The organism is Halobacteriovoraceae bacterium (assembly GCA_020635115.1).
Lineage (GTDB): Bacteria > Bdellovibrionota > Bacteriovoracia > Bacteriovoracales > Bacteriovoracaceae > JACKAK01.
The window spans coordinates 45,419-69,220 of the sequence record JACKAK010000001.1 but is presented as its reverse complement, the minus strand read 5'-3'; the positions used below and the strand labels follow the sequence as shown (position 1 = coordinate 69,220).

At 33.5% G+C, this 23,802-nt stretch carries 32 protein-coding genes, 1 tRNA gene and 1 pseudogene; 14 read left to right on the top strand and 20 right to left on the bottom strand.

What is annotated here, in order from left to right:
* Window positions 1-4 precede the first annotated feature (4 nt).
* Complete coding sequence (locus H6622_00430; protein ID MCB9059968.1) at window positions 5-1,255, bottom strand: TolC family protein; 1,251 nt, start codon at window positions 1,253-1,255, stop codon at window positions 5-7.
* Window positions 1,256-1,276: 21 nt separating this feature from the next.
* Complete coding sequence (locus H6622_00425; GenBank protein ID MCB9059967.1) at window positions 1,277-1,489, bottom strand: hypothetical protein; 213 nt, start codon at window positions 1,487-1,489, stop codon at window positions 1,277-1,279.
* Window positions 1,490-1,832: 343 nt separating this feature from the next.
* Between H6622_00425 and H6622_00420 the strand changes: the two genes are divergently transcribed.
* Together H6622_00420 and H6622_00415 are read left to right on the top strand one after the other, a co-directional pair.
* Complete coding sequence (locus tag H6622_00420; GenBank protein ID MCB9059966.1) at window positions 1,833-2,279, top strand: carboxypeptidase regulatory-like domain-containing protein; 447 nt, start codon at window positions 1,833-1,835, stop codon at window positions 2,277-2,279.
* 132 nt (window positions 2,280-2,411) lie between these two features.
* Entirely contained in the window at window positions 2,412-3,071 is a 660-nt protein-coding gene (locus H6622_00415) for a GNAT family N-acetyltransferase (GenBank protein MCB9059965.1), read from the top strand.
* An 80-nt stretch (window positions 3,072-3,151) separates the two neighbouring features.
* Here the strand turns inward: H6622_00415 and H6622_00410 are convergent, their stop codons facing one another.
* Window positions 3,152-3,403 carry a hypothetical protein gene (locus H6622_00410; GenBank protein MCB9059964.1) on the bottom strand — a complete coding sequence of 84 codons (252 nt, stop codon included), beginning with the start codon at window positions 3,401-3,403 and terminating at the stop codon, window positions 3,152-3,154.
* An 88-nt stretch (window positions 3,404-3,491) separates the two neighbouring features.
* Complete coding sequence (locus H6622_00405) at window positions 3,492-3,731, bottom strand: hypothetical protein (protein ID MCB9059963.1); 240 nt, start codon at window positions 3,729-3,731, stop codon at window positions 3,492-3,494.
* A gap of 228 nt (window positions 3,732-3,959) precedes the next feature.
* On the opposite strand from H6622_00405, the gene H6622_00400 reads away from it, so the two are divergent.
* Window positions 3,960-4,097, top strand: a complete 138-nt coding sequence (locus H6622_00400) for a hypothetical protein (GenBank protein ID MCB9059962.1) — start codon at window positions 3,960-3,962, stop codon at window positions 4,095-4,097.
* A 4-nt stretch (window positions 4,098-4,101) separates the two neighbouring features.
* Here the strand turns inward: H6622_00400 and H6622_00395 are convergent, their stop codons facing one another.
* Both H6622_00395 and H6622_00390 read right to left on the bottom strand, forming a co-directional pair.
* Window positions 4,102-4,626: a hypothetical protein gene (locus H6622_00395; GenBank protein ID MCB9059961.1), complete on the bottom strand. Its 525-nt coding sequence runs from the start codon at window positions 4,624-4,626 to the stop codon at window positions 4,102-4,104.
* A complete protein-coding gene (locus tag H6622_00390; GenBank protein ID MCB9059960.1) occupies window positions 4,623-5,618 on the bottom strand; it encodes a LysM peptidoglycan-binding domain-containing protein in 996 nt (331 codons plus the stop codon). Before H6622_00390 ends, H6622_00395 begins: the two co-directional genes overlap by 4 nt.
* An 828-nt stretch (window positions 5,619-6,446) precedes the next feature.
* On the opposite strand from H6622_00390, the gene H6622_00385 reads away from it, so the two are divergent.
* Window positions 6,447-6,803 carry a hypothetical protein gene (locus H6622_00385; protein MCB9059959.1) on the top strand — a complete coding sequence of 119 codons (357 nt, stop codon included), beginning with the start codon at window positions 6,447-6,449 and terminating at the stop codon, window positions 6,801-6,803.
* Entirely contained in the window at window positions 6,800-7,450 is a 651-nt protein-coding gene (locus tag H6622_00380) for a hypothetical protein (protein ID MCB9059958.1), read from the top strand. Before H6622_00385 ends, H6622_00380 begins: the two co-directional genes overlap by 4 nt.
* A 21-nt stretch (window positions 7,451-7,471) precedes the next feature.
* On the opposite strand, the gene H6622_00375 is transcribed toward H6622_00380, so the two are convergent.
* The 3 genes and pseudogenes from H6622_00375 to H6622_00365 all read right to left on the bottom strand — a co-directional run bounded on the left by H6622_00375 (window position 7,472) and on the right by H6622_00365 (window position 8,530).
* On the bottom strand, window positions 7,472-7,828 hold the full coding sequence (locus H6622_00375) for a hypothetical protein (GenBank protein MCB9059957.1): 357 nt from the start codon (window positions 7,826-7,828) through the stop codon (window positions 7,472-7,474).
* A 15-nt stretch (window positions 7,829-7,843) separates the two neighbouring features.
* Window positions 7,844-8,092, bottom strand: coding sequence for a hypothetical protein (locus H6622_00370; protein ID MCB9059956.1), 249 nt, complete (start codon window positions 8,090-8,092; stop codon window positions 7,844-7,846).
* A 12-nt stretch (window positions 8,093-8,104) separates the two neighbouring features.
* Window positions 8,105-8,530: pseudogene (locus tag H6622_00365) on the bottom strand (TIR domain-containing protein).
* Window positions 8,531-8,888: 358 nt separating this feature from the next.
* Between H6622_00365 and H6622_00360 the strand changes: the two are divergent.
* Complete coding sequence (locus tag H6622_00360) at window positions 8,889-9,203, top strand: recombinase family protein (GenBank protein MCB9059955.1); 315 nt, start codon at window positions 8,889-8,891, stop codon at window positions 9,201-9,203.
* Window positions 9,200-9,370, top strand: a complete 171-nt coding sequence (locus tag H6622_00355; GenBank protein ID MCB9059954.1) for a hypothetical protein — start codon at window positions 9,200-9,202, stop codon at window positions 9,368-9,370. Before H6622_00360 ends, H6622_00355 begins: the two co-directional genes overlap by 4 nt.
* 2 nt (window positions 9,371-9,372) lie before the next feature.
* On the opposite strand, the gene H6622_00350 is transcribed toward H6622_00355, so the two are convergent.
* The 10 genes from H6622_00350 to modA form a co-directional block, all read right to left on the bottom strand.
* Window positions 9,373-9,786, bottom strand: a complete 414-nt coding sequence (locus H6622_00350) for a hypothetical protein (GenBank protein MCB9059953.1) — start codon at window positions 9,784-9,786, stop codon at window positions 9,373-9,375.
* Window positions 9,783-10,058 (bottom strand): DUF1971 domain-containing protein, encoded by a 276-nt coding sequence (locus H6622_00345; GenBank protein MCB9059952.1) that lies wholly within the window; start codon window positions 10,056-10,058, stop codon window positions 9,783-9,785. Before H6622_00345 ends, H6622_00350 begins: the two co-directional genes overlap by 4 nt.
* Before the next feature lie 3 nt (window positions 10,059-10,061).
* A complete protein-coding gene (locus tag H6622_00340) occupies window positions 10,062-14,588 on the bottom strand; it encodes an efflux RND transporter permease subunit (GenBank protein ID MCB9059951.1) in 4,527 nt (1,508 codons plus the stop codon).
* Between the two features lie 39 nt (window positions 14,589-14,627).
* A complete protein-coding gene (locus H6622_00335) occupies window positions 14,628-15,038 on the bottom strand; it encodes a hypothetical protein (GenBank protein ID MCB9059950.1) in 411 nt (136 codons plus the stop codon).
* A 64-nt stretch (window positions 15,039-15,102) separates the two neighbouring features.
* Window positions 15,103-15,534, bottom strand: a complete 432-nt coding sequence (locus H6622_00330; GenBank protein ID MCB9059949.1) for a hypothetical protein — start codon at window positions 15,532-15,534, stop codon at window positions 15,103-15,105.
* The gene (locus tag H6622_00325) at window positions 15,531-15,950 is read right to left on the bottom strand and encodes a MarR family transcriptional regulator (GenBank protein ID MCB9059948.1); all 420 of its coding nucleotides are present in this window, start codon (window positions 15,948-15,950) and stop codon (window positions 15,531-15,533) included. Before H6622_00325 ends, H6622_00330 begins: the two co-directional genes overlap by 4 nt.
* Window positions 15,951-16,199: 249 nt before the next feature.
* A tRNA-Pro gene (locus H6622_00320) sits at window positions 16,200-16,276 on the bottom strand.
* Window positions 16,277-16,341: 65 nt separating this feature from the next.
* A complete protein-coding gene (locus H6622_00315; GenBank protein MCB9059947.1) occupies window positions 16,342-17,229 on the bottom strand; it encodes an ATP-binding cassette domain-containing protein in 888 nt (295 codons plus the stop codon).
* On the bottom strand, window positions 17,219-17,917 hold the full coding sequence (modB, locus tag H6622_00310) for a molybdate ABC transporter permease subunit (protein MCB9059946.1): 699 nt from the start codon (window positions 17,915-17,917) through the stop codon (window positions 17,219-17,221). The genes H6622_00315 and modB overlap by 11 nt, the downstream gene beginning before the upstream one ends.
* Before the next feature lie 12 nt (window positions 17,918-17,929).
* On the bottom strand, window positions 17,930-18,673 hold the full coding sequence (gene modA, locus H6622_00305) for a molybdate ABC transporter substrate-binding protein (protein ID MCB9059945.1): 744 nt from the start codon (window positions 18,671-18,673) through the stop codon (window positions 17,930-17,932).
* 97 nt (window positions 18,674-18,770) lie between these two features.
* Here modA and H6622_00300 point away from each other — a divergent pair, with 97 nt between their 5' ends.
* The 7 genes from H6622_00300 to H6622_00270 all read left to right on the top strand — a co-directional run bounded on the left by H6622_00300 (window position 18,771) and on the right by H6622_00270 (window position 23,312).
* Window positions 18,771-18,971 carry a twin-arginine translocase TatA/TatE family subunit gene (locus H6622_00300; protein MCB9059944.1) on the top strand — a complete coding sequence of 67 codons (201 nt, stop codon included), beginning with the start codon at window positions 18,771-18,773 and terminating at the stop codon, window positions 18,969-18,971.
* Window positions 18,972-19,049: 78 nt separating this feature from the next.
* Complete coding sequence (locus H6622_00295; GenBank protein ID MCB9059943.1) at window positions 19,050-20,033, top strand: radical SAM protein; 984 nt, start codon at window positions 19,050-19,052, stop codon at window positions 20,031-20,033.
* Window positions 20,034-20,510, top strand: a complete 477-nt coding sequence (gene moaC / locus H6622_00290) for a cyclic pyranopterin monophosphate synthase MoaC (protein ID MCB9059942.1) — start codon at window positions 20,034-20,036, stop codon at window positions 20,508-20,510.
* Window positions 20,488-21,579 carry a molybdopterin-guanine dinucleotide biosynthesis protein B gene (mobB, locus tag H6622_00285; GenBank protein ID MCB9059941.1) on the top strand — a complete coding sequence of 364 codons (1,092 nt, stop codon included), beginning with the start codon at window positions 20,488-20,490 and terminating at the stop codon, window positions 21,577-21,579. The genes moaC and mobB overlap by 23 nt, the downstream gene beginning before the upstream one ends.
* Window positions 21,576-21,815 (top strand): molybdopterin converting factor subunit 1, encoded by a 240-nt coding sequence (gene moaD / locus H6622_00280; GenBank protein MCB9059940.1) that lies wholly within the window; start codon window positions 21,576-21,578, stop codon window positions 21,813-21,815. The genes mobB and moaD overlap by 4 nt, the downstream gene beginning before the upstream one ends.
* A 1-nt stretch (window position 21,816) precedes the next feature.
* Entirely contained in the window at window positions 21,817-22,257 is a 441-nt protein-coding gene (locus H6622_00275; GenBank protein MCB9059939.1) for a molybdenum cofactor biosynthesis protein MoaE, read from the top strand.
* A 2-nt stretch (window positions 22,258-22,259) separates the two neighbouring features.
* Window positions 22,260-23,312 carry a ThiF family adenylyltransferase gene (locus H6622_00270; GenBank protein ID MCB9059938.1) on the top strand — a complete coding sequence of 351 codons (1,053 nt, stop codon included), beginning with the start codon at window positions 22,260-22,262 and terminating at the stop codon, window positions 23,310-23,312.
* Between the two features lie 2 nt (window positions 23,313-23,314).
* On the opposite strand, the gene H6622_00265 is transcribed toward H6622_00270, so the two are convergent.
* Window positions 23,315-23,725 carry a hemerythrin family protein gene (locus tag H6622_00265; protein MCB9059937.1) on the bottom strand — a complete coding sequence of 137 codons (411 nt, stop codon included), beginning with the start codon at window positions 23,723-23,725 and terminating at the stop codon, window positions 23,315-23,317.
* Between the last annotated feature and the right edge of the window lie 77 nt (window positions 23,726-23,802).

The following is a 23,802-nucleotide window of genomic DNA, read 5'->3' as shown; positions in this document are numbered from 1 at the left end:
AATTTTACTCACTCTTTGGATAATCCCCTAGATAGGCCTTGGCCTGATAGTATTGTAATTTCAAATCAAGAGCAGACCTGATGACAAGTTTTTCAAGATTAATAACATCATCAAGACTTCTTATAACATCTATTTGTGTAATTAGTCCTTTTTCAACGTCTTTCAATTGTTCTTTGTATGCATCCTTACTTTTTTCCAAGGATTCTTTAAGTTTGAGAAATTCTAATTTCTTAAGACCAAAAGCTTTAATATAGTTACTCCAAATTTTATCAGAATTATTCACACTGAGATCAAGTTTTGCTTGATTGATTTTAGTCTGTATTTTTTGTACCATCACAGCAGATGACCTCTCACCAAAATCAAGTAATGGCATTGTCACGTTTAGACTTATATCCCAATTTGTATTATTACTAGAAGAATGATAGACATAGTAATTAGATCCAAGACTTACCTGGGGATAATAACTTGATTTTTGAATTTTTACTTCTGCTTGAGAGACTTCAAGTTCTAATTTTAAGTTTTTTAATTCAGGTCTTTCATTAAGATTTGCATCTCCTTCCAATACTAGTTTTAGAGGGTCAATATTGTCTTGAGTGATCTCAATATTTTTTAAATTTGAAAAATTAGTAAAGTTAGTTCTTGCATGTTCAATTTGAATTTCAGTAGAGATAAGGTCTGATTTTAATCTTGCAAGTTGTGATTCCAATGCTAGCAAATCAGCTCCACGATCTCTACCAATTGTCACTCTTTTGCTAACAAGCTTTACTCTTTGTTCAAGGTTTTTAAGTAGATCTCTTACAGTATCTCTTTCTTTTAAAGCTGAAGAAAGTTGGAAATAATAATTACTAAATTGCGCAAAGTATGTTGAAAATTCGAGCTTTTTTTGTGCGTCACTTTGCCGAGGTATAATTCCTTTTAAATCAAGTAGTGCAAATTCAGCACCTCCTTGAAAAAGTTTCTGCTCTAAAGATAAAGCGATTTTGGAATTTAAACTATTTGTAGTATCGCTTTGATCAGTATATGAATTAGTGTTTTTTAGACTTATCTCAGGGTAGATTGAAGTAATTCTATTTTTTAACAGTAATAGGGATTTTTGTTCATTTAGGTTAATAATTGCAACTTGCTTTGATTCTTTAAGGGACTGAAGAAATAATTCTTCAACTGATGCATGAATGGATTTAGTAGAAAGTAGTATGAAAACAAAGCTAAAATTAAGTTTGATTATTATCTGGAAAATGGAAGAAATGTTATACATATTTTGTCTTTTTGATAATTGTTAATGAATTTTTATGGGCCACTGTTTTGTTACTCTAAAATTATTTTGGCCATGGAGCTTACTCATAAGTTCACTGAAAAATAGTACAACCACAAATGTAGGTATTTCATAGACATGATTAAAAGAAAGATCATAATCAATTTTAAGACTCAATTGAGGAAAACTTAACGATAGATAAGATGATGCTTTAATAATCCACCTCAATATATTCATCATAAGATGAATTTTTTTATAAATTATTTTTGAAACTTCACTAAAACTAGTTTCATATAATAATTTAGAACTAGGTTATATTATTTTTAGATCACGAGTCAATATTTTGAAAAAACTCTTTTTAATACTAAGCATATATAAATACTATAGTATTTTAACACTTTAAATTTATGTGTAGATAAAAATATCTAAAAATTCGAACAGAGGTATATTCAGAAGAGATTTGAATTTAGATGAATTCTGAACTGAGCAGGCCTAGTATCTTGTCTTTAATTCTCCTCAATATATAATAAAATCATGATCAAGTTAATACTAATTGTAATTGTTGTTATTTTCTTTCCACTTGGGGTTTATTTTTTTACAACAAAAAAAAGCAGTTGCATGTTTATTTTCTAGTTCCTCTGGAATTATTAGGCCAGATGGCAAGATTATTAAAAATGCTAAAGTTATTAGGACGATCAATGAAGCTGACAAATTCGTTGATGAAACGACCACTGATGAAAATGGATATTTTGAATTTCCTTCTTCTTTTAGAAGAAGTCTTCTTCATATTCTTCCACATGAATTTGCTGTCGGTCAGATGATAATAGTTATAGTTGATGGAAAGGAATATGATATTTGGAGTGGAGTTAAACGCTCACGAATAGAGCATGGTGAGGGTAGAGGTGTTCTTATTTATTTAGAATGCGAACTTTTAAACGAGAAAAAGTTTATTACGGTCAATGGCCAAACCTTTTACTCGTTATGTAAATGGGAGGTAGATGAGGATCAACCAGAAGATATTTTTTAAAATTGACGCATCTGAAAATAAAACCTTAAATCTTATATTTTCTTACCTCCAAAATGGGCCAAATTATTCCTGTAGTCATTGAAGTTTAGCTTAAGATATAAATATATACTATTTATTCACAGAGTAACCTTAATGGCCTTAAAAAAAATTATTTTATCAATATTTTTGCTCATTTCTGTTTTAATAAATTCATATGCTGAAGATTGCCAAAATCTTTTGAGTAAAAATGCTTATAAAAATTTTAATAGAAAAGGACAAGTAATAAGGAAAGTGCAATTAAAAGATATTCCTCAATTAATGGAACTTGCAAAATCAGTATTTCCAAAAGACTTATCGCACATAGAAGATCATTTAAATACATCCTTGAGTTCACCTGGTCACCATTTTTATTATCCTCCTACAGGACAAGTCTACGTCAATGATAGTTTTGAATTTTGGGCAATATTTGAAATTGGAGAAGAAACGCCAAGAGGAGCAATTGGTCTTTATGAAATTGTGACCGATCAAACTGAAGCAGATTGGATCGGATGGTATTTTGTAGATCCAAGTTATACTGGTAGAGGTGCTGGAAAAAAATTACTAGAAAAAGCGATTGAAGAATCAAAAAAAAGAGGAAAAAGTTATTTACGGCTCGATACCACTTCTCCTCAAAACGTTGAAGAAATGAAAGCTCAAAGCATATATGATCGATATGATTTTAAAATAATTGACAAGTTTATATCTCTTGACGTCAATGATCCCTATGAAATTTGGTATCGAGAAAAAAAAATAAATGTCCTTCCTGAGACATAGTTAAATGGTTGAACAGATATTATCACTGCAAATTCCCATTATTAAAGGGGAAATTTAAGACAGTTCACTTTTGTTAACGCCTATCTGGCCCCTTTAAACACACTCCAAAGCCTTTCAATATCTTCTTTTAAAAGTTTTGTTAAAAAAGTTGTATAGGGAACCTTTTGGGCCTTGGCCAAAGATTTGGCCTTTTTTAAAATCTCATCTGACAGTCTCATATTGACTTGACTGGATTTGATCAGAGGAACATCCTTTCTCTTTTCAGAATGGGCCGTGATTTCTTCAATCTGTTCAGATGACAAAGACTCAAGTTTACTTTTTCTTTTGGCCATCTTTCACCTCTCTTTTTACAATTTTCTTTCTTCGATAAGCATTGACCACTCCCAAAATTGAAAGTCGCTTGCCTTCAAATAACCAAATTTACCGATAGATTTTTGGAGGTTCACCAAATTCAATATCGGCCGCAAAATAATCTATTCCGCTGGTGCTAGAATCAACTGGAAAATCCCTACCATCAAGATAGCTGACCAGTTCCAATATTAGCTCATCATTCATATAGGAACTATGCTTTTTGAGATAATGTCTTCCGATGAGAACTTCATTTATCTCATGGCCATTAACAGTAACTTCAAATTTATAGCTTGTAGGTGCTTCGCTCATCCTATACATTATAACACATAATTATATGAAATATAATAGAATAAATTATAATTTGTATAGGATATATAGGTTGCTGAATAATTGGACTTTAGTGTTTTCAAAAAAATATTTGATTCACCAATTCCGTAGGAGAGATTGTCGGTTACGCCTTTTGTCTCCACTCCTGCCAACTTTAGATAGACATCAAGCGCGTAGAAGTTTTGGTGTGGCCTACAATGGATATGACCTTTGGGTTCAGGCGGTGGAGCATTTAGAGGTGGGACATATTCTTGGGGAGATAAATCCGGTATTTACGGACTATCAACAAATTCTCTATCAACATATGCTGCCGCAGATGTTGGTTTTAGATGTGTGTACAGACCTTAGAAATTTACTTCCTGTCTTTTCTCTTTTTTATAAATTTATATGAGTAGTATATAGCACAACCAATTAAGGTAACGGCAAGACCGGAAAAATGATACATTTGTAATGTTGTTGGACTTCTTTCAATACCGTAGAGATAATTTATAGGCCATCCTTTTGATAAAATATAAAAAGCTGATAAATCAACTAAAAATATAAAAGCAATAAATATATGAAATAAACCAAAGTATTTTTCAATTTTACCAATTTTTGCCAAGCCTGCTATATCTGTACCTCGATCAAAATAATGTGAAAGCCTATTTCTGTTATTTTTTTTGCTCAAATCACTAAATACGAATAATGTTACGTATCCAAAGAATCGGTGATTTACCTTAAATTTGGTAAAATACCCTCCTGTCGTATTATAGATAAAGTTATTCTTAATCTTTGGGTATTTTTTATCTAAATAAAACCATGTAAGTAATGGTACAACTAAAGCAAAATATATCGCTACTAACCCAAGAATATTAAGAGTTATATTTTCTAAATTCAATACAGAACCCCCTCTAATTTCTCATAAATTTTACCTCCAACCTCTGACCCTCCATAACTTCCAGCCGCTCCAGCAAAAAACGAAACCACACCGACACAGAAAAAGGCACTTGTTAGACCAGAAGGCAATGAAAAAGTAACCGTACACACACCCCAAGCAGCAACATTTGAAGCTAAAGCTCCAATAACAACTCCACCTGTCTGTTCAAAAGCAACTTTAACTTTCTCACCATCTTTTGCCTTATAAACTCTAAAAACCCCTAGAGCTGGTTCAATTACATAACTTGTACCAAATGCCACCGTCCTAGCTTTCCCAAGATGTTTTACGGCATTTTCAGCATATCTTACAGCTTTTCTGGGTGCAAATGTATTAGGAAAAACTAGGTGTTTTTTCAAAGGATTAATATACCCTTTATAATTTAGTCCCTTGATTTGAGCGATAAGAAGGTCATTCATCGCATTTATTTCTTTCTTAATTGGACCCTTATCCCAAACGTCCTGAAGCATTGCTACTAGATTATTGCTAGAACCTTTAAATGTATAACCGCCTTGGTTTACAAAATCAGCAAACCTCTCCATAGCTTTAATATATACTTTTGCTACACCATCTGTTGCTGATACCGATCCAGAAATAACAAGAGCAAGCAAATCTATACCACCCTGATTTCTGTTCATAATATGTGACATTCCTATTGGTATATGTCTAAATATATTCTTCATTAATGCGTGATGAGCATTGGTATAAATTTCAGAATGTTTTTTCTTATAAGTGGCAAGATCTATCATTTGCCAGGGTTGTATTCTATTAGGGTCTTTTATATGAGGATTATTATGGAGTACAATATCGATGAGATAATTTATTTCAGACCAATTAAGATGCGGACTATGAGGCAAGTCATCATATGAAAAGTGATCTGCGATAATTTGAGATAGGGTATCTCCAGGCTGAACCTCATAAATTTTATAAAAACTACTTGGTCTCACTTCGATCATTTTTCACACCAGTCAGAATATTTTTAACGTTAATATCATATTTAAGTATTTAACCGAGAGAATATTGCGAATTTTTCATACTTGTAATTTGTAAAGGATTAACTATCAGTGAGTTATCTGAATTTAACTATTATCTTATTGCTGTTTTTATTTAGTCTAAGGATATTTTAATGAACTGCATTTTGCTTAGATTTTTAATTTTGCACTATCTTATGCCGCCAGGATTTTAACTAGTCCATCAGTTCCTAGAGTAGCAAAAACTGACCACCAATATATTAACCTACAATAACACCTGACTGAAATTCGTAGTTTTCTTCGACTTTCTTTCCTGGTGTTCTTTCAAGATCCACTTGGCTTAAACCATCTCTTTTAGTTGTTCTCTATCGTAATCTAAGACTTTTTCTTCAATTTATGAACTGTTTGCTCGGCCATTCAATATTTGCGTCCAAGTTCTTTTACTGGAATTCCCGATTCATATTCCTTTAAAATTTTAAAAATCACTTCTTCTGAAAATTTTTTGCCTTTCATTTTATTGTCTCCTTGTTCTATTTTTAACACACAGTGAGACTCTCTTTGAGTATGGACTAAATTTTGGGTTTAAGGTCACTATCTTGATCCAGGGATGGGATTAACCATTTCGATGTTCAAAAAACGCCTTAATGCTTATAAAGAGATGAATTATAATGTTGAATCTGTTGTTGGAACCAAAATTAATCAGCTATTGTATCAAAGTGATATGTTTTCAGAAATGAAATGAGACGTTGAATTATTAATATTTTTTATGACAATCGATGAAAGATATTTTAGCTTACCCTTAAAGGGAAAATAGTGATCTTAGCAATCAAGCAACAATATAAAGATAACAAAGATTGGTGCATAAGAATTATGGCCCTTGTCCTCACAATCTTATGCACATTTACATTGTACCTTGTCGGAGAACCTCGCCCCTATCATATCGCAATTCCAAGAGGCTTTTTGAATTCGTTATTTTTAAATGCTCCATTATGGCTTGCTTCATTTAAATATATTCGTATTAGATTCAAGTACCCCATCGCATTTTTTATTTTTATATCCAGCTTAGGTATTTTTTTAGCGACACCTTGGGGATGGGCATTAGCATTTATATCCTTAGCCTTTCACTGGTGGTTTATTTTTGATTTAATTAAGAGTAAAGAGGACCTGTGAACTTTAGACCAGACCTTTTACTTATTGAAGCAAGAGATGAGGCTTATGAATATTTTGATAAAAATATTCGCCCATTACCCAAAGATGCAAATGGGAAAATTGATCCAACTGCTCATGGGCTTGTTGACAACGACATTGATGCTTTTAGACATGGCTATGTAAGCGGAGTATTTACTCAAGTTTATAGTGAGGAGACTGCTGATATATTTGGAAGAATTAATGAATATTCGCCACTCTCTTGGTATTCAGATGCAAAAAATCCCGGTTCTCTAAATATGGACCTTTGGAACAATGCCATTGGAAGAAAATATGGTAAAAAAGCCAAAGATAGAAAAGAACTTCTTAAGTTAATTCATGAAGCCTTAGATAAAGGCGAGTTAATTATTACCCCCAGTGACAAACGTAAATATGAAGGTAAGAAGTCTGAGTCTATCAATAAAAGTAAGCCGGTGGTTGTGCTCAAAGAAGACAAAAATGGCAGAAATGAATTATTCTTCGACTTGGTAAAAAATGTTCTCCTGTCAAGAGAGGAATTTGTCACGGCCATCGAAGCTGGGAACTATCCCGCTTATGCAGTAAAGGTGATAAAGGGTTTACCAACTCCAGTTTCAAACCCAGATGGCAGAGAAACTAATAACTTAGATTAGCCTTCATCAAACATTTATAATTTACCTTTTATATTTTTGAAAAATTACATAGAAGATCGTCGAAGCAAGAACACCAAAGAAAATAATTATACTTAATAAAAAATGAAAATCCCAAAAAGTGCCTGGATAATCTTTTATAATTTTCATAGATGAAATAAGTATTAAAAAAACCGGAAAAAACCAAACATATATAAAATGAGCGTATGAAGAGATTAAAGGGTAATTTTTCAAATAAGAATATCCCTCTCTATTAATTACTTCTTTTCCATAAAGAATTTTAAATTCATTTTCTAATGAGTGGATATACTTATATTGTTTTTCTATTAAAGTTGTTACCTGAAAATACTTCAACGAGGTAATCATTAATAAGAACCACATTAAAATATTAAAATATTAAAATATTAAAATATTAAATATTTCTGGAGTTATGTTTAATTTGAATCCAACTTTGGACTCCATAAAACCTTTTAATATTCCTGTTGAATCTGTATCAGTGGTAATTGAAATAAACTGTAGCCCTAGAACTAATATGACATACAGGAGAAATCTATCTCTACGCTTTATATACTCGATTAGATACGGGAACGTGTCCTTGTAATGATCGTTTAAAATGTTAATTTTTGCTTCAACTTCCAAGGACACGTCTATGGCCTCTTAGGCATTATTAAGAGCTTTAATTATTTCATCTTCTTTAAAGGACATTGCCCAGCTTGCGCCAGAGTTTAATAGCTCTTCTGGCGATTCATAAGACTTATCTAGCTTGACCGCTACAAGTTTGTTTTTAGCACCCTTGCTTTTCGCAGTTTCAAAGTTAATCCAGTTTTTGTACCCAATTAAATCTTTATCCTTATGGGCCTTATTAGCTTCTTTTCCAACTATAATTAATGTATATGTTGCATCATTGATTCTGGATGTTAGAGCTGTCTTAACACTTCCCACATTATCGCTATTTATTTCGTGAGAAGATTTGTCGTTGAATGAGAAATCAGAATTATCATTCGCATCCCATGCACTCATTAAATGTTTTTAATGTTTGTCATTTTCATAATCAAAACTGACGAATACTGATTTTTTTGCCATTGAAAGACTCCTATCTGGTGTTTAACCAGAGGTAAGATGGGATTGATCGCGCAGATGTCAAGGTTGAGAAGTTACCAAATGTTACCAAACATCGAAATATGGGGAAATTTCAAGAAATAGTGACCTGATCGCAATCTCTAAACATTAGTGTTTTTAAGTGTTTAGAAAAATTCAATTTTTTAGAAAATAAAAAAATAGTGGGAATTAAAATGGTCGGGCAACCGCAACGCTAGACGAACCGTTCCCCAACCCTAGTTATATCTCTGTTTTTATTACACATTTTTTCAATTCGCCAGCGGAAAATTACGGAATACTGAAGAAGCTTTACCTCGATTTGGGCCTCTCTATGAGGCAAATCGTGGCCGTGACCGACTGCGTTTGGCCAAAAACCTCAATCTTAGATGCTATTAAACTTCACGATCTGAGCAAGGATCAGGGCACTCAAATGCTTCGGGTGAAGTACGGGGAAATGCTTGTCAAAGGCCAGATTGTTTCAAGCCCTAAGGAGCAAAAGATCATAAAGCTTATTATGAAGCTTCATGATGAGGGCCTATCATTCCGCCAGATCGCCAAACACTTAAACGATAAAAAAATAAAAAGTAAAAAAGGAGGCCAATGGGACAAGTCTGTCGTGACTACCATTGTCCGCCGCCAACAGGAGGAAGAGAAATGAAAGCAGTAGCAGAAATAGTAGCGGCCATTATTTTACTGGTATCAGGAAGCTATATTGCCCCAAGCTTGATTAAAGAGTTCAAGGTTGAAACCATTAAAAAACTGGATCAGGGGTTGCCACCACTTCAGGGGTTCAGTTCTGCTTTAATAAAAAATGGTCTCAACTAAAATTAAAGAGTAATTTCCTGATTTTTATCTACCCCAATTTTCATTAAAGAGATGGAAATGAATATCCAAAAAATGGCCCGAATAGACATTGCTCCAACGGTTCTCGCCTCATAGGAATTTCCTAAAATAATATGAATTCCGAAACCCAAGAAAACGAACAGAGTCAAAGCTGCCAGAGCGATGGATAATTTTAGGGCCCATTTCGTTTTAAGAATTATACCAACCCCTGATATTACATAGAAAAAACCAGCAATGAAATTAAACCAAAGTACAAATGGAACATACTGACCAGCAAATTCTTTTCCTTCAACTCCACCAAAGAGAGCAAATCCTCCAGATTTTAATGTCATTACTCCAAAGCCAATTGCGAGCAAGCCCAAAGTAAAGGCAATGACTTTCTTATTTCTATCGCTCATTTTAAAAACTCCACATGAAACTCAACTTCTCCTAAAGCTTCAACATGATGTGGGACTTGTGGCTCCACAACTCCAAATTTCTCGGGCGTTAGTTCAATTGACTCCTGTTGCCCTGTCTCAATTGTATATAGTAATTTCCCTTTGGTGACGCAAATTTTTCCCCAAGTTCCTTCTTTCGTTGTGTGGGCCTTCAATAATCCAGTAGGGATGGTTTCTTGATTAAAATCAGGAGTGCGTTTATATACATTTACATTTTCTGGTAATTCTTTCATTTTTTACTCCATGTATGTCTTTAAATATTCATCCGTCTTACCAACAGTAAAATATAGATTAAGTATGGTTATTTCATTTAAATAATTAAGAGCAATAACTTGCAATAAGCTTCGATCAAAAGCCTCTTGTAGCTTTACAAAGTCTAATGTTGTAATTCTGCCATTTTCAAACCTTTTCTTTTCAGCTTTTAAAATGCTGAATTGCTGCTCTTTCATCTTTTCGAGAAATACAATCTGTTCTTTATTGGATTTTACTTTCTCTTTCAGAGTCTCTACACCCTTTATAAGTTGAAGCTTAGTCTTATCTCTCTTATAGTCTGCTTGCCTTTTTTGACTCATCGCTGCTGCCATGGCTGAATCATTTTTCTTAGTTCCTAAGTCAAAATCCCAAGTTACACCAGCAAACACCTCGTATTTATCTTGAGTGTTTTCACTAATTGAGTTGCTCAAATCATCACCACGTCCAAAACTCTTTAAAGATACAAAAAAATCAACGTTTGATTTTGTTTTTTCGTTCTCAATTGAAAGCAACTCATCAAAAAGTTCACTATTACTTTGCATTTGTTTAAATGTAAGACCTGACTCTACTAAATTTAGAGCAGAATTACTTTGACTGCTTAGAATTGAACTTGAAGCATTCATTTTGTCATGCTCGATCACAACAGAAGACTTCAGTTCTAAAACACTTTCTAGAGTTAATTTCTCAATTCTTATCCTAGATTCTAAATCTTTTAAAATTTTCTCTCGACTAGTAATTTCAACTTCAGAAGTCAAGAACTCCGATTTACTTATGATTCCAGATTTTATTTTTGTTATGTTCAATTTATGTAGTTCTTTAAAACGTGTCAGTGAATTTTGAGCAATTTCTCGCTCTTCTTCTAACTTAACTATCGACCAATAATTAGTGACAGCTTCGATAATTAGTTTGTCCTTTAAAGATTTACTTTGAATAGTTTGGCCATTCTTTTTGGCAACGGCAGCACTTCTGTTTAAGTGATATTCCTTACTGCCAAAGTTTCTCCAAAGTGGAGCAGCGATAGTTGCTTTATAAACAGTATCCATTGCATCAAGGCTAAATTGATTATTGTCCGGAATTGTTCCAAGCTTTTTATCCTCAAATCCAACCCCCAAACCAAGTTTAATTCCAAATGAAGTCATTTTTTCGTAGTCAAAACTAAGTCCGTATCCTTCTCTTTCAGAATCAAGAGAGATCGGTGGGTTTGGATAGTTAACAGAGGAATACTTAAAAAGCTTTGAAGTCAGTTTTGAATCGAGGAATCCATCAACAGCATCAATACCAAATTCAGACTGACTCACAGACTCATTTTGAATTTTAAATTCATTGGTATCTTTAACAAGTTCTACAATTCTTTTAATGTTTATTCTTTCTTCGGCCCTAGCTTCTTTTGTGTGTAAACCAATTATGAGTGGGATTAATAAAACTGATAAATGTTTTACCTTTTTGTTACCTTTGACCTTTTTCATAAAGTTTCCTAGATCATTACCAATTGCGTACATATTTGGCATAAAAATAAGAACAACTGTAGTTCCAAACAATAGTCCATATAATATTGCCAATGACAAAGGAGATAATAGCGGATCATAGCCTCCAATAGCATAACCAGTTGGAGCTACCGCAAGAATCGTACTTACTGTAGTTAATGAGATTGGACGGAGCCTCTCTTTGGCTCCCTGTATAAGTACATCTATAGAGAATTTACCATTTTCTTTTAGTCGTTGACTTAAATGATCTACAAGAACAATAGAATCATTAACAACGATACCAGAAAGACCAATTAGACCGATTCCTGCAAACATCGAAATGGGTAATCCATGCGCAAAAAAGGATAGAAATATTCCTACAACTCCAAAAGGAATTACTGTTAATATTAAAAAAGGTTTTGCATAAGAATCAAACATTAAACTTAGGATAAAATATATTCCGATAACCGCCAGTACCGCAGCAATTTTTAAACCAGCAAATATTTTTTCTTCTTCTACTGGACGTCCACTAATTGTGTATTTAACATTTTTATCTTTGACAAAATTTTCGTTAAATTTCTTGAGCATTTCAACCGCTGTAATCTTTTCGGTATTTATATTTCCCGTAATAGATGTTGATCGCTGACCGTTAAAATGCTTAATCTCTGCAAAAGATGGTCTTTCTTCATATTCAATCATCGTGTTTAATTTAATAAGCTGACCACGCTTATTTGCTATCGGAAGATTGGAAACAAAATCAAAATCTCCTCTCGCTTTTTTGTTCAATCTTAGTCGAAAATCATAAGTTTCATTGATTGACGAATAATCTGTGACAACCTGACCATCAAAAGCAATTCTTAAAGTCCTGATAATCTCTGCCGGTGTTAAACCTGCTTGAGCAACTTTTTTATAATTCAGCCTAAGATTAATCTCGTCTTTTCCTTCAATTTGATCGTCTTTTACATCAGAGAGACCATCAATAGACTTTAAGAAATTGGCCACTTTTAATGAGGAGTTCGCCCGATTCTCATTGTTATTTGAAGAAATGATTATTTCAAATGGCTCGCCAAGAGGGGGACCGATCCTCATCAGGTCAAATTCTAAATCGTATCCTTTTTCAGTATAATATCCGTAATGTTTTTCGTGAATATCATCTACAATATCTTGAGCTGTTCTATTTCTATCACTGTAGGGAGTTAAATAAACCATGAAAGCAACTAAGTTCTCCTCGGTTCCCAAATTTGTGAGAGAACTTAAACTATGTGTACCAATTCTAGTGGTGTAGCCTACAAGTTCATTCTTTTTTAGATTTTGAATACTCTTTTCTAATTCACTGATTATTTCTTCAACTTTTTCGGGAGCATATCCTTTTTTAAGGGTTGCTCTAATTGTGAATCCTTCAGAGGCCTCTTGTGGAAAAGAATCTTTTCTTACTTTCGTTGCACCGATAAAGACACTAAAAACAAGAATTCCTAGGAATCCAAGCGTTACAAAATAACGGTGATCAATCAACTTGCGGAGTAATTTTTCATATAAATTCTCCCCAAAAACGATAAATTTGCTTTTTTGATATTGCCCGCTTTTATTTGCCCCATGAGCAAGATGGGCCGGTAATAATAAATAGCAGTCAATGAGTGAAACAAACAACGCCATCATAACGACTGTAGGCATCTGCCAAATAAATTTCCCTGGTAAGCCACCTAAAGCTAATAATGGTAAAAAAGCTACTATTGTTGTCAAAGATGATGCCAGCACAGGTTTCCATAGTCTTCCCACGGCATTACTGGCTGCTTCCTCTGGTGATTGTCCATCTTCGATATTGACATCGAAGCGTTCGCTTATCACCATAGCATCATCAACAATCATCCCAAGAACGATTACAAATGCACCCATTGAAACTGAGTTTAGGGTCATGCCCATAGGTACAAACATAATCATGCTTCCAAAAATGGAAAAGGGTATACCAAACGCTGTCCAGAAGGCAGGTTTACCACCAAGGAAGTAAAAGAGCAGGATAAGAACAAGAACAAATCCGATAAGGCCATTATTCTTGAGAAGAGAGAACTTACTTCTCGCATTATCAGATACGTCATTATTTAGCTTATAAGTTACACCATCTGGGAGTTCTACTTTTGTTAAATACTCTTTAATCTGATCAGATACTTTCAACTGGTCCACGCCACTTCTGATGGCCACTAGAATTGTAGCCCCACGGCTTCCATTATTACGAACAATAAGCTTTTCATCTTTCGGTCGGTATTTTAATTCGGCGACGTCGCTTAAGTAAACTCCTTGGCCATCAGGAGACATTCTTATCACTGTCTTCAAAACATCTTCTGCTTTATCGTATTTATTAAATGAAACTATCTTTTTTTGAGATAAAAAAGATTCAAGTGTTCCACCTGTGCCGACTTGATTTCTGGTGTTGATCGCAAAGTAAATCGAATTAAGATCAATTTCTTTCTCCTGAGCTTTATTGGCGTCCACTTCGATGTTAATTTCTTCATCTGGAAGACCAACCATAGTTACGCTTGAAACACCTGAAATTTTACGAAGATCATTTTCTATTTCATGTAAGATATTTTTTAAGTGCTGATAATCGCCAGTAAAGGCGATCTCCATAATTGGGCGATCTTCAGTGGTGACACTTGTAATAATTGGTTGTCCCTCAATATCTGATGGAAAATCATCAATTTTATCAACTTCTGTTTGCACATCTAATAAAAGATCTTTGAATTGTAGCTCATTGAGATTATCGTCTGCAAAGATTGTGACCCTCGATACGCTTTCAATGGAGCTTGAACGATATTCTTTGATATTTCCAATTTCTGCGATCTTCTCTTCAAGCTTTGCAGTGACATTCAATTCAACATCTTTGGCTGATGCTCCAGGGTACTTAGTCACAATAACAATCTGATTCATTGAGACGCCGGGGAAGGCTTCTTTTGGAACTTTATAAATGAAATAACCACCAATAATAAAATTGAGCGCCAAAATAAAGTTTACCAATATTGGTCTTTTTATAAAATAGAGGGTTATATTTTTCATTTAATTACCTTTTTCATAACTGCTTCGAGCGAACAGCGTTCAAATCACAACCTTTTTGGATTTGATTAAAAAATAGCCCAACAAAAAAACACTAGCCGTCATACAAACTGCTCCAATAAGTACAAAAATTGGAGGTGCAGACAAAAGTAGTTCTAGCAGGATGCCAATCGGCATTAGTAGGCCCAAAACCCCCAGCCAAGACACAATCTTTCTTTGAGTTGAACTAATGTCGAGCTTGAAAAGTAGATAACCAATAACAATATTTAGAAAAGCAAAAAGATTACCATGGACATGAGCTAATCTTGCTTCAAAATGCTTACCACTGCCATAAGCAGCGGCCCATTCCGCGGCATCGGGTGCAAAGTCTCTTAAATATATTAATAAAAAGCCATACAGCATGAACGCCGCCATCGAAAAGAGACCAATCACAATGTTTTTCTTTCCATCCAATTGAGTTTCCATACTTTCCTTTCATTTTATCCAGTCTGAGGGAATAACTTTATAAATTATTTTTTTAGTGTTTCCATCCTTCATGCTTAAATAATTTCTCATAATCTAAAAGAGCCTCGTGAATTTTTTTGTGTCCACTTTCGTATTTACCATTCTTAAAATCTTCTGCTCCTTCAAGGATTGATCCCAAAGAAGGGTGAATGGCCTCATCTGCTTCAGGATCAAGTTTGCAAGTCTTGAAAATATCATTCACAGTGTGAGTGAGTTTATCCCCGTATTCTTTAATGCTATTTACATCATCTTTCTTTAGTTTTAATTCCTTCATCAGACTTAAAACTTTTTCCATTCGAACTTTAAGATCATTAGTAGGAGTAAACTGGTTTTTAATATCTATATGGTTATTACTTTTTTTAGAATGATTCTGATGATGATCATGGCTTTGTGCGCTCGCCACATTTGCCATCAAAATTAGTGATGTAATTATAATAGTTTTCATTTTTTTTCCCCTTTGCTGTTTTTGATTATTTTTAATTTTACTTTTTCTGCTATCAAATTGGCTGATTGCCTTATTATTTTCACTCTTTCGATACTGAGGTTGTTCATAAAGTTTTCACCATTTGGCGAAAGCGATAAAATTTTAACTCTTCGATTTTTTGGATCTTCTTTTCTTTCAACAAATTCTTTTTTAACAAGTTCATCAATCATCCTGCTAGTCGCAGACACTGAGAGATTGAGTTTGTTTGAAATGTCATTAATGTTAATGAACCCCTCTCGATCTATAATGTGAAGAGCGGCGACCTGAGAGAAGCTTAAGCTCTCTTTGCTAATGACAACGGCCAGGCGTTCAATAACCATACTAAATAGTTTTCTGGTGGTACGTTCAATTGGTGAATTTATTATTTTGTTACTCATGATATATGAGTATATACAACACTTGCATTTGTGCAACTGTTTACCAGGTTAAATTTTTAAAAACATCACAAATGCCTGAGATGACAGTAAATACTGTCGGTGTATTCTGTCTCAATTTTGGAAGAATACTTAAGACGGTTCGATACGCCATCTGCACCATCAGGTGAAATGGCAAACGAACCAAATTTAAAGTCCTGTAAAATTAGGTATTTAGGCAAGTGAGGTGGTCGTGGGTTCGTGAGATTTAAATGGTCGGACCGACTGGATTTGAACCAGCGACCCCTATCCCCCCAGAATAGTGCGCTACCAAACTGCGCTACGGTCCGAATTATGTTTGAATGGAGCAAATTTGCTTTTTTTTTCACAAATTGGCAAGGTAAACTTAGTTTTCTTAAACTAATATTGTTTCGGAATTGACGAGCAATGACCTTTTAGAAATATTTGGCAATATTTCTAAACCATCAATGGGAATATTTATCAAATATCTTTCTCCTACAATATATTTACCACTAAACTGAACAACATTTTCACCTATCAAAAATGTAGATTTGTTCAAATCAAAATTATAGGAAATACATTCCGATTCAATATAATTACTTAAATTTATAGATTCCTTAAAATGAAACTCCCTTATACTTTCAATCTTGCCTTGCCTCATTTCTACAACACGACTGGCCAGTGCTCCTATCTCATAATCTGAGTGAGTGATATAAAACATTGGAATCTTAAACTCATCTCTGAGCCTCTTTAAATATATCAAAACTTCTCGCTTAGAAGATTCATCCAGCGATGCCAACGGTTCATCTAAAAATAATAAATCAGGACTACTTAATAAGCTTCTTACTATTGAAACTCGTTGGGCCTCTCCACCAGATATTTGCTTAGGATAAAGTTTTAGCAGCCTATGAATTTCAAACACTTCTAATAATCTTTCTATTTCACATAGACCTATTTTTATTCGAGATCTTTTTATTGCAAATTCTAAATTTTTTTTTATCGAAAGATGATCAAACAAATTATCACTCTGAAATACAAACCCTAAGGGCCTTTTATATGTTTTAATGAAATAACTTTGATCCTGCCAAATTTTGTCTTTGAATTTAATATTTGCATTTTTTGCCTTAACTATTCCTGCAAGTACTTTGAGAAATGTTGATTTCCCACAACCACTTGGTCCTGTAATGGCCGTTAATCCTGTTAAAGGAATACTTCCATTCATCTGCATTTCAAAATGAGCAAGCTTATGAGTAAATTTAAATTCTAAGAATTCAGAATTCATACTTTAAAACACCCAATTCTAAAGGTTTTTTGCGATTTAAAAAATAAAGTATAGATAAAAATAAAAATGAAATCACTAACATGATGAGAGATAAGGTATGTGCTTTTGCGTATTCAAGTGCTTCTACATGCTCATAAATTTGAATTGATATGACTTTAGTTTGTCCAGGTATACTTCCCCCCATTAATAAGACAACTCCAAATTCTCCCATTGTATGGGCAAAACCCAAGACAAATGCAGTTATAAGAGGTTGTTTTAGCAAAGGAAGAATGACATTAAAAAAAGTGTCAATTGGGCCAGCATTTAAGGTCGCAGCAATCTCATAAGGTCTAGATCCAATTTTTTCAATTGCATTTTGAATTGGTTTTACAACAAATGGAAGCGAATAAAGCAAAGATGCAATAACAAGTCCAGTAAATGAAAAGGGGAGGGATCCTAAACCTAAATACTGCAGCAAATTTCCGATCGAACTCTTTGGCCCAAAAAAAATTAAAAAATAAAATCCAAGGACAGTCGGAGGGAGTACAATAGGCAATGATACTATAGATTCGAAAAAAAATTTAATGTGGGACTGCCCATTTGAAAACCAAAGGGCCAGAGGTAAACTGATAAGTATAAGTAAACTTGCAACAATTAAAGATAGTTTAAGACTTAATAAAATGGCCTGCCAATCTTGTGGTTCCAACATTTTAAAATTCTCTCATATTTTATATCCAAATGATTTTATAATTTGTTTTGCTTTTTCACTTTTTAAAAAATTTAAAAAACTAAGAGCTGCTTCGTTTTGGGAAGCTTTTTTTAATAATATGACATCTTGAAAAATTGGATTGTAATTATTCTCAGGAATGAATAACTTATGAAATTCTTTTTTTTCTTTTAAAGATTGCCATTGGGAATTTCCAACTAAGCTCATATCGACGTTCCCACTGGACATATAATGTATGGCCTGAGAAACATTTTCACCTAAAATAATTTTAGATTTATTTTTTATATAAAAATTATTATTTTCTAAAAATTCTTTTGCGGCCCTTCCATAAGGTGCAAATTTGGGATTGGCCATGCTTATTCGCTTAACTTTATTTGTAATAAATTCATCAATGTTTTGAAGATTTAATTTGGGATAAATTGAAATGAGTAAAAGCTGTCCTTGAGCATAACTGAAGTTTGAATCTTTTATGGCCATATCTTTTTGAATTAACTGCTGAGGTCTGAGTTGATCGGCAGACATAAAAATATCATATGGTGCGTTGTTTAAAATTTGTGTATACAGTTTTCCTGATGATGCATAGCTGGCAATGACTTGATGTGTAGTCTTTTTTTCAAATTCTACAATTAAGCTTTGCATTGTTTTAATAAAATTCGAAGCAACTCCAATGTGAACAGTTCCAGAAAAGGCCATACTGGAGAAGGTCATGAGAAAAGCAATTTTTACTTTTTTAAACATCAGCACTACTTAAGCTATTTTATTGTCATCATACAAAATCTAGATCATTATTAATAATGGTGACAAAAGGTATGTCAACACAAACAGGATTAAGCATATGTTTGGATTGGGAATAGGAGAGCTGGCCGTAGTAGGCGGGCTGGTGCTTTTAATTTTTGGGGGAAAAAAATTACCCGAACTAGGAAAGGGGCTTGGAAAGGGCCTAAGGAATTTTAAAGAAGGATTAAGAGAAATTGACAATGATAGTCATGTCATTGAAAACAAAAATTCTGAGGAAAAGAAAATTTCTGAGAATTAAAATCAAAAATTAAATGGCCTTATAAAAATTCAAGTTCATAGAAGAAACACTATTCCTTAAAGAAATAAAAGGAAAGAGATGCAAGTAAATACAGATCAAACCTCGATGATTATGAAAAGAGGACAAAAATTGATCGACGCACACGGGAGACATATACACAAACTTAGAATGGCCCTGTTGGACGCTTGTAATTTTCGATGTGTCTATTGTATGCCAAATAATCCAAAGTTTCTCCCCGCGAATGAACTCTTGAGTAGTCTTGAAATTATTAACCTCGTAACAGCACTAGTCGATTTAGGGATTGACGAAATTCGAGTGACTGGAGGGGAACCAACATTAAGATCAGATTTTATTGAGATACTAGAAGGTCTTTCCGAACTTCCATTAGAAAAACTTTCTTTCACAAGTAATGGAACTTTCAGTCCTGGACTTCTTAAGCAACTAGAGAATACCAACTGTAGGTATATCAATTTTAGCTTAGACTCTCTGAATCCTATTGGGCTAAAGAAAATGACAGGTTCGAGTAATCTTGAAACTATACTAAGTCGAATATTTCTGGCCAAAGAAATGGGATTAGTTGTCAAAATAAATGCAGTTATCATGCGAGGTTTGAATGACCATGAAATTGCAGATTTTGTAAATTTTTCAGCAGAACACTCTATTGAAGTGAGATTTTTAGAATTGATGAGAATAGGTCCCGCTCGCAACAGTTTTGAAAGCTACTTTGTAAGTGCTTCTGAAATAATCGAAAAGCTTAAAGCCTTTTCTGAGTTAAAACCGATTACTCTTCCGGTTGATTCAACTTCGTTTAATTTTCTCTTGGACAATGGTGCAAATATAGGAATTATAGCTTCTGAGTCTAGGCCATTTTGCAATAGCTGCTCACGTTTGAGACTTACTGCAAAAGGTGAATTAAGGCCATGTCTTATGACAAACGAAGGAATTAGTTTAAAAAACAAAAATATCTGTGAGATCACAGATATATTGTATAAAACAATGTCATTGAAACCTGTAAGTAGAATTTATGATGTCGATCAACCCATGAATCAAATTGGGGGATAAATGAGTGAACTAAGTCATGTTGATAACAATAATAACCCAACAATGGTGGATGTTTCTTCAAAAGAAATTTCACAAAGGGTTGCAACCGCAGTTGGCGAAGTTTGGCTTCCAGAGAATATTTGTAAATTATTTGATGGTGAAGATATAAATTCAAAAAAAGGTCCAGTCTTTCAAACGGCCATCATTGCTGGAGTAATGGGGATAAAAAACACGAGTAATCTCATACCTTTTTGCCATCAATTGAATATTGAAAGTATAAAAATCAATATTGAACTTCATGGGCAAATAGCAAAAATTGTTGCCACTGTTAAAAACAGTGGAAAAACAGGCGTTGAAATGGAGGCGTTAGTTGGAGTGCAAATAGCTGCCCTCACAATTTATGATATGTGTAAGGCATTAAGTCAGGAAATAGAAATCAGAAATTGTCATCTCCTTATGAAAAAAGGTGGTAAAAGTGATTACGCTAAAAGGCAATAAATTATTTCATCCTTTTGAAATGTCTTTTTGTGGACATTCTGGTAGTGGGAAAACTACTTTAATAACTCGTCTGATCGAACGTAACTCAAATAAATATCAAATTGGATACATGAAGCATGATGCCCATAAATTTGAAATAGATAGAGAGGGAAAGGATACTCACAAGGCTAAAATGGCCGGTGCGAAAACAATTGGGATAAACTCCCCTGATAGACAGGCCTTCCAAATTCAAAATCCAATTAACCAAATAATAAATAAGCAGTTGTTTATAGATGATGATTTTATTTACATAGAAGGATATAAAAATTCCCTTGGAGATAAGATTTTAGTTTGGACAGGAACTGAAGAAGACCAAAATTTACTTTCAAATTATTTAAATACTAATCCACATTCTTTAAAAGCAATTGTGACTCGTACTTCTACTGGCCCAAATGTAGATCTACCGATTTTTCATATCGATGATATCGAATCTATTAATAAGTTTGTTTTTGAACAGTGGAGTCCTCCTCCTATAAACGGACTTATATTGAATGGTGGAAGATCTAAAAGAATGGGACGAGAAAAAGGAAAGATTCAGTATTATGGAAGAACACAAATTGAGTATCTTTTTGATACTCTTAGTTTGAAATTAAACACTGTTTTTTGTTCAATAAGACCAGAGCAAGATATTGACGTTCCTTGTATAAAGGATAGGTTTTCAGATTTTGGGCCAGTTGGAGGAATTTTAAGTGCATTTTTAGAATTTCCAAATTCAGCTTTTTTAGTACTGGCCTGTGATATGCCTTTTATTAATGAAGAGGCAATATCTTTTTTGTTAAATAATCGTGATCCATTTAAAATGGCCACATGTTTTAACAATCCTGAAAAAAAATGGGATGAGCCATTATTTACAATTTACGAGCCAAAGGCCTCAATAAGATTTTGGCAATTGATGTCTCTTGGTGTTAGTTGCCCTCGTAAGTTATTGTATCAATCTAGAGTAAAAAGTTTACAACCTCTTCATGAAAATATACTTTTAAATATCAACACACCACAAGAGTTTAATGAAATTAAGGATAGGTTTCGATGAAGATTAAAATCAAATATTTTGCTCAGTTTCGTGAAGAGACTGGAAAGAGTGAGGAAGAGATTTCTACAAGTGTTTCTAATCCAGAAGACCTCTATAAAGAATTGTCAAAGAAGTATTCATTTTTATTAGATGCTAAAAACATTAAAGTTGCAATAGATGAAAAATATGTACCTTTTAATCATCCATTGAAAGAAAACGATACTGTCGTTTTTATTCCACCAGTAGCGGGAGGATAGTTTGTTTTTAATTCATGAACAGGAAATAGAGTCGATAAAAAATCAGTTTGCTTATAATAACGATGATAGTGGTGGAATTGTAACTTTTGAAGGTCGAGTCAGAAATATTAATAATGGACACCAGGTGACTTCTCTTGAGTATGAAAGTTACAAGGAAATGGCCAGCAAAGAAGGCGAAATAATAATTAATGAGGCCTTAAGTCAATATGAATTACATTCGGCGTTTTGCGTACATCGGATAGGCCATCTCAATCTTAAGGATCTTGCAGTGTGGATACATGTGGCCTCAAGACATAGAAAAGAGGCCTTTAGGGCATGCCAGTACATTATAGACAATGTAAAGAGTAGAGTTCCTATATGGAAGAGAGAGTATTATATTGATCAAGATCCTGTTTGGGTTGCATGCCATGGTTGTCAGGAACACACACATCATGGACATTAAAGATGAAAGAAGAAGTCTTTTATTGTAGGCAAACTTCAATTCATGAAATTGGAAAATTTGGCCAAGAGAAACTTAAGCAATCTAAAGTACTCATTGTGGGAGCTGGTGGAATTGGTCATCCGTTAGGAACTTATTTAGCAGCAGCTGGAATTGGGAAATTAACTATTATTGATTTTGATAAGGTAGAACAAAGCAATCTAAACAGGCAGATTTTTTTTCATTTAGATGATATTGGAAAGAATAAATCCGAGGTTCTTGCACAAAAATTATCAAAGCAAAATCCTTTTATTGAAATCCAATCAATTGTTTCTAAATTGAATGCGGAAAATGCAAAAACGTTAATTGAACAAAATGATTTGGTTGTTGATTGCACAGATAATTTTGCAACAAAATTTCTGTTACATGATAGTTGTTGGGCGTTGAAGAAGGATTTAGTGCAAGGCTCTGTTTACCAATTTGAGGGACAAATTCAAGTTTTTAATTTTTCTCTTGAGAATGAAAAAGGATGTCTAAGATGTCTTTGGCCTCAAATTCCTGAGAGAAATTGTGTTCAAAATTGTGCTGAGGCCGGCATTATAGGTTCGGTGACTGGAAGTATAGGAACATTATGTGCAATGGAAGTTATCAAGTTAAGATTGCAATTGGGAACTGTTCGCCACAATTCAACATTCATTTTAAATCTTTTAACTGGTGAAGTTCAAAATCTTGCATGGAACAAAAGTATTAATTGTGTTTTATGTTCTCATAGTGCTCAAATTATACCTTTTGTAGGTAATCAATATGAGTTCTTCGAAGAATTTGAATTAAAGGATTTCAAAGAAAATAAATTCAAAATTATAGATATTAGAGAATCTAGTGAGAGAGGCCCTGAAGATATAAATGAGAACTGGCCCTTGTCGGCCTATGAAGAATGGAAGGAAAAAGTTTCAAGTGAAGAAACCTATCTTTTTGTCTGTCAAAAAGGAATCAGGAGTAAAAATCTCGTTTCAAAATTAAGACAACAAGGTCTCAAAAATTGTTATTCTTTAATTGATGGTGTGAGTTCTTTGCAATGATGCTAATTCACATTTTCATTGTTTGCAAAGCTTCCATATTCTTTATCAATCCCTGAAATATGTGCTGACAACCAATCTCTAAAAAACATTAATATTGAATTTGGTAAAAGAAGTTCTGCACTATTAACATAACTTTTATAATGATCCTCAAATGAATTGAGGAGTTCTTTGTGTATTATTTTATGAGTCTCACATTTTGGATAGTTGACCTCAGACATGTATTTTTCTTCATTTGCAAAATGAATTTTGATGTATTCTTTTAATTCATCCATTGATTTAATTATTTCAACGCGCGGAGAACTTTTATCATTTAATACATAGACGTTATTCATAAGAGCTATAAGTTTTTTATGCTCATCGTTCATTTGCTCTACTTTTATATCAAAATTACTATTCCAATCAAAAAAAGACATCTTTCCCCCTAATATTTAAAGTGAGATTTTTTCATTCAATGTATATGGCAATAATTATAGATTTAAAAACTACGATA

Excerpts from the sequence above, each read along its gene's own strand:
- H6622_00390 (MCB9059960.1), bottom strand. The coding sequence starts at position 5,618 with ATGATCGAAGTGAGACCAAGTAGTTTTTATAAAATTTATGAGGTTCAG.
- H6622_00405 (MCB9059963.1), bottom strand. The coding sequence starts at position 3,731 with ATGAGCGAAGCACCTACAAGCTATAAATTTGAAGTTACTGTTAATGGC.
- H6622_00345 (MCB9059952.1), bottom strand. The coding sequence starts at position 10,058 with ATGAAAGAATTACCAGAAAATGTAAATGTATATAAACGCACTCCTGAT.
- H6622_00340 (MCB9059951.1), bottom strand. The coding sequence starts at position 14,588 with ATGAAAAATATAACCCTCTATTTTATAAAAAGACCAATATTGGTAAAC.
- H6622_00300 (MCB9059944.1), top strand. The coding sequence starts at position 18,771 with ATGTTTGGATTGGGAATAGGAGAGCTGGCCGTAGTAGGCGGGCTGGTG.
- H6622_00430 (MCB9059968.1), bottom strand. The coding sequence starts at position 1,255 with ATGTATAACATTTCTTCCATTTTCCAGATAATAATCAAACTTAATTTT.
- modA (MCB9059945.1), bottom strand. The coding sequence starts at position 18,673 with ATGTTTAAAAAAGTAAAAATTGCTTTTCTCATGACCTTCTCCAGTATG.
- H6622_00315 (MCB9059947.1), bottom strand. The coding sequence starts at position 17,229 with ATGAATTCTGAATTCTTAGAATTTAAATTTACTCATAAGCTTGCTCAT.
- H6622_00375 (MCB9059957.1), bottom strand. The coding sequence starts at position 7,828 with ATGTGGTTCTTATTAATGATTACCTCGTTGAAGTATTTTCAGGTAACA.
- H6622_00355 (MCB9059954.1), top strand. The coding sequence starts at position 9,200 with ATGAAAGCAGTAGCAGAAATAGTAGCGGCCATTATTTTACTGGTATCA.
- H6622_00270 (MCB9059938.1), top strand. The coding sequence starts at position 22,260 with ATGAAAGAAGAAGTCTTTTATTGTAGGCAAACTTCAATTCATGAAATT.
- H6622_00415 (MCB9059965.1), top strand. The coding sequence starts at position 2,412 with ATGGCCTTAAAAAAAATTATTTTATCAATATTTTTGCTCATTTCTGTT.
- H6622_00295 (MCB9059943.1), top strand. The coding sequence starts at position 19,050 with ATGCAAGTAAATACAGATCAAACCTCGATGATTATGAAAAGAGGACAA.
- H6622_00265 (MCB9059937.1), bottom strand. The coding sequence starts at position 23,725 with ATGTCTTTTTTTGATTGGAATAGTAATTTTGATATAAAAGTAGAGCAA.
- modB (MCB9059946.1), bottom strand. The coding sequence starts at position 17,917 with ATGTTGGAACCACAAGATTGGCAGGCCATTTTATTAAGTCTTAAACTA.
- H6622_00410 (MCB9059964.1), bottom strand. The coding sequence starts at position 3,403 with ATGGCCAAAAGAAAAAGTAAACTTGAGTCTTTGTCATCTGAACAGATT.
- H6622_00325 (MCB9059948.1), bottom strand. The coding sequence starts at position 15,950 with ATGAGTAACAAAATAATAAATTCACCAATTGAACGTACCACCAGAAAA.
- H6622_00350 (MCB9059953.1), bottom strand. The coding sequence starts at position 9,786 with ATGAGCGATAGAAATAAGAAAGTCATTGCCTTTACTTTGGGCTTGCTC.
- moaD (MCB9059940.1), top strand. The coding sequence starts at position 21,576 with ATGAAGATTAAAATCAAATATTTTGCTCAGTTTCGTGAAGAGACTGGA.
- moaC (MCB9059942.1), top strand. The coding sequence starts at position 20,034 with ATGAGTGAACTAAGTCATGTTGATAACAATAATAACCCAACAATGGTG.
- H6622_00330 (MCB9059949.1), bottom strand. The coding sequence starts at position 15,534 with ATGAAAACTATTATAATTACATCACTAATTTTGATGGCAAATGTGGCG.
- H6622_00425 (MCB9059967.1), bottom strand. The coding sequence starts at position 1,489 with ATGAATATATTGAGGTGGATTATTAAAGCATCATCTTATCTATCGTTA.